This window comes from Streptomyces huiliensis (assembly GCF_020037025.1).
Classification (GTDB): domain Bacteria; phylum Actinomycetota; class Actinomycetes; order Streptomycetales; family Streptomycetaceae; genus Streptomyces; species Streptomyces huiliensis.
In genome coordinates this window covers 1-8,666 of sequence record NZ_JAIQLH010000317.1, presented here as the reverse complement: position 1 = coordinate 8,666, position 8,666 = coordinate 1, and the positions used below count along the sequence as shown (strand labels likewise).

Below are 8,666 nucleotides of genomic sequence, written 5' to 3'. Positions count from 1 at the left end.
GGGCCTGCGACATCGCGGTGGCGGGGGCGGGGGAGGGGGTCACGTTCGCGTTCACCGAGGCCCGGCTCGGGCTCGCCCCGGCGGTGATCTCGCTCCCGCTGCTGCCCCGGCTCGACCCGCGCGCGGCCGGCCGCTACTACCTCACCGGCGAGACGTTCGACGCCCACGACGCGGTGCGCGCCGGTCTGGTCACGGTGGCGGCGCCGGACGTCGACGCGGCCCTGGAGACCGTCCTCGACGGGCTGCGCGCCGCGTCCCCGCAGGGCGTCGCGGAGTCCAAACGCCTGGTCACGGCCGACGTGCGGGCCGCGTTCGCACGCGAGACGGAACGGCTGGTGGCGCTGTCCGAGCGGCTGTTCACGACGGACGAGGCCCGCGAGGGCATCGCCGCCTTCCTGGAGCGGAGGAGGCCCGCGTGGCGACAGTGACCACCGGTACCGGGGAGACCGGAGACACCGGGCAGCGCCGCGGCCGGGCCACGCGCCGGCGCGTCATGGACGCCGCCGTCGACTGCCTCGCCGAGTACGGCTGGACGGGCTCGACGGTCACCGTCGTGGCGGAACGGGCGGGCGTCTCGCGCGGCGCCCTGCAGCACCACTTCCCCACCCGCGAGGACCTGTTCACGTCGGCCGTCGAGCACGTGGCCGAGCAACAGTCGGCGGCCCTGCGCGCGCTCGTCGAGAGCGCGGCCCCGGTCGTCGGCCCGGCCCGCAGGTACCTCGCCGTCACCGAACTCGTCGACCTCTACACCGGCCCCCTCTTCCGCGCCGCCCTCCAGCTCTGGGTGGCCGCGGCGACCGAGGAGCCGCTGCGCCCGCGCGTCGTCGAACTGGAGGCCCGCATCGGCCGCGAGGCACACCGCATGGCCGTCGAACTGCTCGGCGCGAACGAGAAGGAGCCGGGCGTCCGGGAGACCGTCCAGGGCCTGCTCGACATGGCCCGCGGCCTGGGACTCGCCTCGCTCCTCACGGACGACGGGGCGCGGCGGCGGCGCGTGGTGCGGCAGTGGATGGCGATCCTGGACGACGTGCTGTGAGCCCGGACGGCGTGCTGTGAGGGGGGGTGGGGGCGGCGCGGGCCGCCCCCACCGCCGTCAGCGCTCCTGGAACCCGGGGATCGCCCGCGGGTCGCGCGGGCCGGGGCCCACATACTTCGCCGACGGCCGCACGAGGCGGCCGGTCCGCTTCTGCTCCAGGATGTGTGCGCTCCACCCGGCCGTCCGGGCGCAGGTGAACATGGAGGTGAACATGTGCGCCGGCACCTCGGCGAAGTCCAGCACGATCGCCGCCCAGAACTCGACGTTGGTGGCGAGCACCCGGTCGGGACGGCGGTTGTGCAGCTCCTCCAGGGCCGCCTTCTCCAGCGCCTCGGCGACCTCGAAGCGCGGCGCGCCGAGCTCGCGGGCCGTACGGCGGAGCACCCGCGCGCGGGGGTCCTCGGCGCGGTAGACGCGGTGGCCGAAGCCCATCAGGCGCTCGCCCTTGTCCAGGGCCTGCTTGACGTAGGCGGTGGCGTCGCCGGTCCGCTCGATCTCCTCGATCATGCCGAGGACGCGGGACGGCGCGCCGCCGTGCAGCGGACCCGACATGGCGCCGACCGCGCCGGACAGCGCCGCGGCGACGTCCGCGCCGGTGGAGGCGATGACGCGGGCGGTGAACGTGGAGGCGTTCATGCCGTGTTCGGCGGCGGATGTCCAGTACGCGTCGACGGCGGCGACGTGCTTGGGGTCGGGCTCGCCGCGCCACCGCTTCATGAAGCGCTCGACGACGGTCTCCGCCTTGTCGATCTCCCGCTGCGGCACCATCGGCAGACCCTGGCCGCGCGCCGACTGGGCCACGTAGGAGAGGGCCATGACGGCAGCGCGGGCGAGGTTGTCGCGCGCGGTGGCCTCGTCGATGTCGAGCAGCGGCTTCAGGCCCCACACGGGGGCGAGCATGGCGAGCGCGGACTGCACGTCGACGCGGATGTCGCCGGAGTGGACGGGGATGGGGAAGGGCTCGGCGGGCGGCAGCCCGGGGTTGAACGAGCCGTCGACCAGCAGGCCCCAGACGTTCCCGAAGGAGACGTGGCCGACCAAGTCCTCGATGTCGACGCCCCGGTAGCGGAGGGCGCCGCCTTCCTTGTCGGGTTCGGCGATCTCCGTCTCGAACGCGACGACTCCTTCGAGTCCGGGTACGAAGTCGGACATCAGGCGGCTCCTCGTGAGGTGTTCGACAAGCGGCTGCCGACCGTGGCGGTGTCCCCGGCCGGTGGTCAGCGGGAGGTGTGGTGGTGCGTGCGCTGGCTGTGCGTGCGCTGTCTGCTGGTGCTGCTGCGGCTGTTGCCGCCCCGGGCCCGCCCCGGGCCCGCCCCGGGCCCGTCCCGGACTGCGGCGGGGCGGGTGCCGGCCGGATGCGCGGCCGTGGCTCGCGCTCCGTGGTGGTGCTCGGGGGTCGTGCTCGGGTCGTGCTCGGGTCGTGCCTGGGGGTCGTGCTCGGCTCGGTCGCGGCTCGTGGTCACCGGTCTCGGCTGGTCGTCACCGGTCATGGCTCGTTGTCACCGGTCATGCCCCGTGCGGGAGCACTTCACCCGGCACTTCGCCCGTCTCCTCGGCGAGCCGGGTCAGGCCGGAAACGATAGCCGGTGCTGTGGGGCGTCCACAGCCATCCACCTGGCGATTTTGGTGGGTTCGCCACATGCGGGGAAGGGTGATGTCCGGCACACAGTGCATTTCACCACGGGAAGGGTTGAGGGGGACGGTGACGGGGCAGGATCAACGGTTTCTTCGTGGAGAAGTTCATGGAGAAGTCCGTGGCAAGTTCGCAGGAAGGCGGAAGGCCGTCGCGTCGGCCGGATCCGTCGGCCCGTCGCGTCGGCCGGATCCATCGCTCGCCACATCGGCCCGTCCCGTCGCCCGAGCAGATGTTCCCGCGTTCCCGCGCAGGTGCTGCGGACGTCCCCGCGCGTGCTGCAAGATGAGCGGATGCCCGACCTCTTCCCCCTGCCGCCGGCCGAGGGCCCCGACAGCCCCTCGGACCCCGACAGCCCCCTGGACCCGGCCGCCATGCGCGCCCAGTACCGCACGTCCGGGCTGCTGGAGCGGGACCTGGCGGACGGCCCGTTCGGACAGTTCGCCCGGTGGTTCGCGGAGGCGACGGCGAGCGGCCTCGAGGAGCCGAACGCCATGATCGTCTCGACGGCGGACGCGGCGGGCCGGCCGAGCTCGCGGACGGTGCTGCTGAAGGCGTACGACGAGCGCGGGTTCGTCTTCTTCACCAACTACGGTTCGCGTAAGGGCCTGGAGATCGCGGCCAACCCCTATGTGTCGCTGCTGTTCCCGTGGCACCCGCTGGCCCGTCAGGTCATCGTGGCGGGCCGGGCGGAGCGCGTGGCTCCGGAGGAGACGGCGGCGTACTTCCACTCCCGCCCGCACGGTTCGCAGGTCGGCGCCCTGGCGAGCGCCCAGTCGACGGTGGTCGGCTCCCGGGCGGAGATCGACGCGGCGTACGCCCGGCTGGCGGCGCGCTATCCGGAGGGCACGGAGGTGCCGGTTCCGACGGAGTGGGGCGGGCTGCGGGTGGTGCCGGAGAGCGTGGAGTTCTGGCAGGGGCGGGAGAACCGGCTGCACGATCGGTTGCGATTCGTACGGGTGACCGAGCCGGAGCGGCGGGAAACGGCGTGGCGGGTGGAGCGGCTGTGCCCGTAGGGGCGCGGGCCGCCGCTCCGGAACGCAGACGATCCGTGGGCCGCTGACCGGCGCGCCGGATGGCGCGGCGGTGCCGAGCGGACGACTCGGCGGCCCACGGATCGGGTGACTGCTGGGAATTGGGCCGGCTTCCCCGGGGCCCGTCAGGACCCGGAAGACCCGGCGCTGCGCTCTGCGCGACGACGGGCGCTAGCCCGCAGTCACCTCACGCGTCCGGACTGAAACCATCTGTCCGATCACCTCCCTTCTCGTGTGCCCCACACAGTAGGCAGCCCCCAGGAGGGCCACAACCGAATTTCCGCACCCGGCGATTGGCCCGCCGATTCGCCCACCGACCCGTACACCGCACGCGCACCGATTCACGCACCGATTTCGCCGAAGACGGTGTGGTCTCCGGCGGTGTCGAGTTGAATGGCCCGTCGTGCAGGACATGCAGACGCGTCCAGCTGGGGGTATGTCGTGACCGCTCCACACCACTCCGGTCCCGCCCGTCACGAGGCCCGGCCGGCGGCGGAGGACACCGGCGCCGACGGCCCCGGGCTCGTCCCCGGTGCCGACGGTCGCGGGTCGCCGTCCGAGGGTGACGACCACGACCTCCTCGCCGCCCTCCTCGACGGCATGGACGCCGCGCTCTGCGCGTTCGACGCCGAAGGCACGGTGACCCACTGGAACCGGGAGGCCGAACGCATCCTCGGCTGGACGGCGGAGGAGGCGGTGGGCCGGCGGGGCCTGGCCGGCTGGGCGGTGCGCGAGGCGGACGCGGCGCCGCTCACTGACCGGCTGGCGGACGCGATGCGCGGCCACGGGCGGCAGGTGGACGAGTTCGCGCTGCTCACCAAGGAGGGCGGCCGCGTCCTGGTCCGTACCCAGACCTCGGCCGTCCCCGGCCCCGACGGCGAGCCGGCCGGCGTGTACTGCGCGTTCAGCGAGGTCCACACCCAGATCGACCTGGAGCGCTCGGTGGCGCTCAGCGAGGCGCTGTTCGGGGACGCGTCGTGGGGCGTCCTGCTGATCGACGCCGACCTGCGGCCCGCCCTGGCCAACGCGCACGCGGCGCGGGCCCTGCGGTGCAGCCGCTCCGGGCTGCTCGGCCGCCCGCTCGGCGACCTGCTCGACCAGGGTCTGGAGGACGTGGAGAGCGCGCTCCAGCACGTCCTGGCGACCGGCGCGCCGCCCGCCCCCACCGAGCTCTGGGTCACCGTCCGGGGCGGTGCCGACGCCGCGTCGGACGGCCGCTCGGCGGGCGCGCCCGAACGGCGCTGCTGGCGGAGCGGGTTCCTCCGGCTGGCCACGCCGCTGGCCGAGGAGCCGGTGCCGCTGGGCGTGGCCTGGCTCTTCCTCGACGTCACCAAGGCCCGGCTGGCCGAGCAGGAGAGCGCGCGGCTGCGGTTCCGCGGCAGCCAACTGCACCGGGCCGGCCGGGCGGTCGCCGAGTGCGAGGACCCGATGGAAGCCGCCGCCCTCTACATGGACTTCGCCCTCGCGGGCTTCGCCGACCACGCCCTGATCGACCTGCTCTCCGACCCCGAACCCGACCCCGAGCACCCCATCCGGCTGCTCCGCGCCGCCGCCACGCCGGCGGGGGCGACGGGCGGGAGCGGCACCGCCTCCGTCCGCGGCTGCCTCCCGGTGCCGTACGGGGAGGGGCACCCGGCCCTCCAGGCGGTCGAGCGCTGCGGCTCGGTCCGGGCCGTCTCCGACCGCACCCGCGACTGGGCCGCCGCCCGCAAGTGGCCCGCCGGCACGCAGCACGCCCTCTCCACCGCGCTGCGCAGCCGGGGGCGCACGGTCGGCGTGGTCACGTTCCTGCGCGGCCCGTCCCGCCGGCCGTTCGACCGGGCGGACGCGACGTACGCGGAGGACATCGCGACGCGGGTGGCGGCGGCGGTGGACCTGGCGACGGCGACGGCGGGGTAGGGGCGTCGGGGACGTCAGAGGTTACAAACTCGGCCTAGTGGCGGAAGAAGATCCGGTCCCGGTACTCGGCGAGCACCCGCCCGTTCCACTCGTGCCCGCCGTCCACGTTCCCCGACCGCAGCATCGGCGGCTCGATCCCGCGCTCGGCGAGCTCTCCGGCGGCGGAGGCGATCACGGCCTGCATCAGGGCGCTGGTGACGACGGTGGAGGCGGGTGCGAAGGGGGCGGCGATGCCGTCGGCCGTCAACTCCGCGTCCCCGACTCCGATCTTGCTGTCGACGACGATGTCGCAGTGGTCCTTCAGGAACGTGCCCGACACGTGCCGGGACTTCGTGTGCTCGGCGTAGGCGAGCGAGGTGACGCCGACGACCTTGAGGCCGAGGGCGCGGGCGTTCATCGCCATCTCCACGGGGAGCGAGTTGCGGCCGGAGAGGGAGATCACGACGAGGACGTCGCCCGCCTGGACGGGGCTGGTGTCGAGCACCGCGCCCGCCAGCCCGTCCACCCGCTCCAGCGCGCTGCCGAGGGTGGCGGGGGTGACGTCGACGCCGACCGTCCCCGGGACGGCGAGCAGGTTGACCAGGGCCAGGCCGCCGGCCCGGTAGACGACGTCCTGGGCGGCGATGGACGAGTGCCCGGCGCCGAAGACGAAGATCCGCCCGCCGTCCGCGACGGTGTCGGCGATCAGGTGCGCCGCGGCGGCGATGTGCTCCGCCTCCTCGTCGCGGGCGCGCCGGAGCAGCTCGATCGCGGCGTCGAAGAACTGGCCGGCCAGCTTGTTCCCGCTCATCGCCATGGGCTCCTCGGCATCTCTGTCGGTGTCGGCATCTCTGTCGGCGTCATCGGGGTCAGGTCAGGTCGCCCGCACGCCGGAGGCCCGTCGGCGTCGTGCCGGCACCGCGGGGCCGTCGTGGTGGCGCGGCTCACGTTGCGGCTTTGACCTGCGCCCTGTCAATACGGCGGCCGCGGGCCGGGCGGTACGCACCCGGCTTGTCGGTGGTATGCGTCAGAATTGGGTCCAGGGCCAGCGCACGACTTATCGAGGGGCACGCATGTCCGGACTGATCGACACCACGGAGATGTATCTCCGCACCATCCTGGAGCTGGAGGAGGAAGGTGTGGTCCCGATGCGTGCGCGCATTGCGGAGCGGCTGGACCAGAGCGGCCCGACGGTGAGCCAGACGGTCGCGCGGATGGAGCGCGACGGCCTGGTCACGGTCGCCGGGGACCGTCACCTGGAGCTCACCGAGGAGGGCCGCCGGCTGGCGACGCGCGTCATGCGCAAGCACCGGCTCGCCGAGTGCCTGCTGGTCGACGTGATCGGCCTGGAGTGGGAGCAGGTCCACGAGGAGGCCTGCCGCTGGGAGCACGTGATGAGCGAGGCCGTCGAGCGGCGCGTGCTGGAGCTGCTGCGGCACCCGACCGAGTCGCCGTACGGCAACCCGATCCCGGGCCTGGAGGAGCTGGGCGAGAAGGCGGAGGCCGACCCGTACCTGAACGAGGACATGGTCAGCCTGCTGGACCTGACCGCCGGGACGGAGGGCAAGACCGTCGTCGTGCGGCGCATCGGCGAGCCGATCCAGAGCGACGCGCAGCTGATGCACACCCTGCGTCGGGTGGGAGTGCAGCCGGGTGCCGTGGTCAGCGTGACGGAGTCGCCCGGTGGGGTGATGGTCGGCAGCAGCGGCGAGTCCGCCGAGCTGGCCTCGGAGATCGCCTCGCACGTCTTCGTCGCCAAGCGCTGATCCGGGCGCTCCGCCCGGACGACCGGCGCTGACCGGTGGTTTTCCCTCCGCCACCGGTCGCGTGGCGGCTGCCCGTCCGGCCCGCGCGCGCCGGTCCCGCGCCGCCGCGCATGCCCGCGCGCCTCTGCCCGCGGGGTGCCGGTGCGGGCGGCGATGTGGTCAACTACCCATTCCTCGGCCGTAGTCGGCGGAAGTCGACGGATCGCGTACAGACGCCCCCGAGGCGTGTCACGCTGGCGTAGTGGCATATGCGCTCGCGCCGCCGACCTGGGAGGTGGCCCGATGAGGCACGGGACATCCCACCCGCTGCCCGCACCCTGCGGACCCCCACTCCCGGCCCCGCCCGATCCGGCACGCACCCCGGCCGACCAGGCACCTGCGGCCGGTGCCGCGGGCCCGGCGCTCACGGCGGTTGCCGCCCGTGTCGCCGGCTCGGCGGCGCCCACCGCGGTCGCCACCCGCGCCGTCGGCCCGATCCCTGCGGCTGCCGGCGCCCGCTCTGCCGCCCGCTCCACTGCCGCTGCCACCGTCGAGGCCGTAGCCGCCCGCTCCTCCGCCACCAGCGCGATCGCCGACCCCCCGAACCCCCCGCCGGTCATCCGGGCACCCATCGCGCCCGCCGCGCGGGCGGTGTCGACCGCGAGGTCCGGCTCCGGGCAGGAGACCGCGCAGTCGTCGCGGAGCGAGGCGTGCCCGGCGGTGAGCAGCGGCCAGGCCGCTGCTGGGGCCGCCGTCCTCCGGACTACGGCGGCCCGGGCCATCGCCACACGGAGGCCCCCGGTCCCGGGCCCCGTCCAGACGCCCGCCCCGGCGCCCCCGGACCGCGCGCCGCACGGGACACGGGCCTCGATGGCAGCGGTGCGCGCGAACGGCCGGACCCGCCCGGCAGGAGCGTCGCGCGCGATCGCTTCCGCGCGTTCGGTGCGGGCGCCGTACAGGGGGCAGGCGGGGGTCGGAGCGCCGGGTACGGGCGCGTCAGCCCGCCCGCTCGGAGTGCCGCGCGCAATCGCTCCCGCAGCGCCGCGCACGCCCGCCCCCGCCCGCTCGGCGCGGGCGCCGTACGGGCCGTCGACGTCGGCCGGAGTGCCGTGCGCGACCGCTCCCTCCCGCTCGGCGCGGGTGCCGTACCGGCCATTGGCGACGGCCGGAGCGTCGGCCACGAGCGCGTCGGCCACGAGCGCGTCGGCCACGAGCGCGTCGGCCACGAGCGCGTCGGCCACGAGCGCGTCGGCCACGAGCGCGTCGGCCCGCCTGGCCGGTGTGCCGCGTGCGGTCGCTGCCGTCTGCCGGGGGTGGGCCCCGCACGGAGCGTCGGCCGC

Annotated in this window: 9 protein-coding genes and 1 pseudogene; 6 read left to right on the top strand and 4 right to left on the bottom strand. The window is 74.9% G+C overall.

Annotated elements, in window-relative coordinates:
• Positions 1-428 (top strand): enoyl-CoA hydratase-related protein (locus JNW98_RS32150; protein ID WP_223771834.1); only part of this gene is annotated, 428 nt, incomplete at its 5' end.
• A gap of 65 nt (positions 429-493) precedes the next feature.
• Positions 494-1,036 (top strand): TetR/AcrR family transcriptional regulator, encoded by a 543-nt coding sequence (locus tag JNW98_RS32145; protein WP_223771835.1) that lies wholly within the window; start codon positions 494-496, stop codon positions 1,034-1,036.
• 57 nt (positions 1,037-1,093) lie between these two features.
• Here JNW98_RS32145 and JNW98_RS32140 read toward each other — a convergent pair whose 3' ends face one another.
• Positions 1,094-2,188: a citrate synthase 2 gene (locus JNW98_RS32140; RefSeq protein WP_223771833.1), complete on the bottom strand. Its 1,095-nt coding sequence runs from the start codon at positions 2,186-2,188 to the stop codon at positions 1,094-1,096.
• Positions 2,189-2,253: 65 nt separating this feature from the next.
• A complete protein-coding gene (locus JNW98_RS32135; RefSeq protein WP_223771832.1) occupies positions 2,254-2,526 on the bottom strand; it encodes a hypothetical protein in 273 nt (90 codons plus the stop codon).
• A gap of 436 nt (positions 2,527-2,962) precedes the next feature.
• Between JNW98_RS32135 and pdxH the strand changes: the two genes are divergently transcribed.
• Both pdxH and JNW98_RS32125 read left to right on the top strand, forming a co-directional pair.
• Positions 2,963-3,685 carry a pyridoxamine 5'-phosphate oxidase gene (gene pdxH, locus JNW98_RS32130; protein WP_223771831.1) on the top strand — a complete coding sequence of 241 codons (723 nt, stop codon included), beginning with the start codon at positions 2,963-2,965 and terminating at the stop codon, positions 3,683-3,685.
• A 411-nt stretch (positions 3,686-4,096) separates the two neighbouring features.
• Complete coding sequence (locus JNW98_RS32125; RefSeq protein WP_372459376.1) at positions 4,097-5,602, top strand: PAS domain-containing protein; 1,506 nt, start codon at positions 4,097-4,099, stop codon at positions 5,600-5,602.
• Positions 5,603-5,636: 34 nt separating this feature from the next.
• On the opposite strand, the gene JNW98_RS32120 is transcribed toward JNW98_RS32125, so the two are convergent.
• Complete coding sequence (locus JNW98_RS32120; protein WP_223771829.1) at positions 5,637-6,392, bottom strand: SIS domain-containing protein; 756 nt, start codon at positions 6,390-6,392, stop codon at positions 5,637-5,639.
• Between the two features lie 262 nt (positions 6,393-6,654).
• On the opposite strand from JNW98_RS32120, the gene JNW98_RS32115 reads away from it, so the two are divergent.
• On the top strand, positions 6,655-7,347 hold the full coding sequence (locus JNW98_RS32115) for an iron-dependent transcriptional repressor DtxR (RefSeq protein WP_223771828.1): 693 nt from the start codon (positions 6,655-6,657) through the stop codon (positions 7,345-7,347).
• Between the two features lie 440 nt (positions 7,348-7,787).
• Here the strand turns inward: JNW98_RS32115 and JNW98_RS32110 are convergent.
• A pseudogene (locus tag JNW98_RS32110) lies at positions 7,788-8,072 on the bottom strand (galactokinase); the annotation flags it as partial.
• A gap of 363 nt (positions 8,073-8,435) precedes the next feature.
• Between JNW98_RS32110 and JNW98_RS32105 the strand changes: the two are divergent.
• Positions 8,436-8,666: hypothetical protein (locus tag JNW98_RS32105; RefSeq protein ID WP_223771827.1), on the top strand; the 231-nt coding region annotated here is incomplete at its 3' end.

What these genes read in the sequence shown, in the direction of transcription:
- JNW98_RS32145 (WP_223771835.1), top strand. Translation starts at nt 494, where the DNA reads ATGGACGCCGCCGTCGACTGCCTCGCCGAGTACGGCTGGACGGGCTCG.
- JNW98_RS32140 (WP_223771833.1), bottom strand. Translation starts at nt 2,188, where the DNA reads ATGTCCGACTTCGTACCCGGACTCGAAGGAGTCGTCGCGTTCGAGACG.
- JNW98_RS32135 (WP_223771832.1), bottom strand. Translation starts at nt 2,526, where the DNA reads ATGACCGGTGACGACCAGCCGAGACCGGTGACCACGAGCCGCGACCGA.
- pdxH (WP_223771831.1), top strand. Translation starts at nt 2,963, where the DNA reads ATGCCCGACCTCTTCCCCCTGCCGCCGGCCGAGGGCCCCGACAGCCCC.
- JNW98_RS32125 (WP_372459376.1), top strand. Translation starts at nt 4,097, where the DNA reads ATGGCCCGTCGTGCAGGACATGCAGACGCGTCCAGCTGGGGGTATGTC.
- JNW98_RS32120 (WP_223771829.1), bottom strand. Translation starts at nt 6,392, where the DNA reads ATGAGCGGGAACAAGCTGGCCGGCCAGTTCTTCGACGCCGCGATCGAG.
- JNW98_RS32115 (WP_223771828.1), top strand. Translation starts at nt 6,655, where the DNA reads ATGTCCGGACTGATCGACACCACGGAGATGTATCTCCGCACCATCCTG.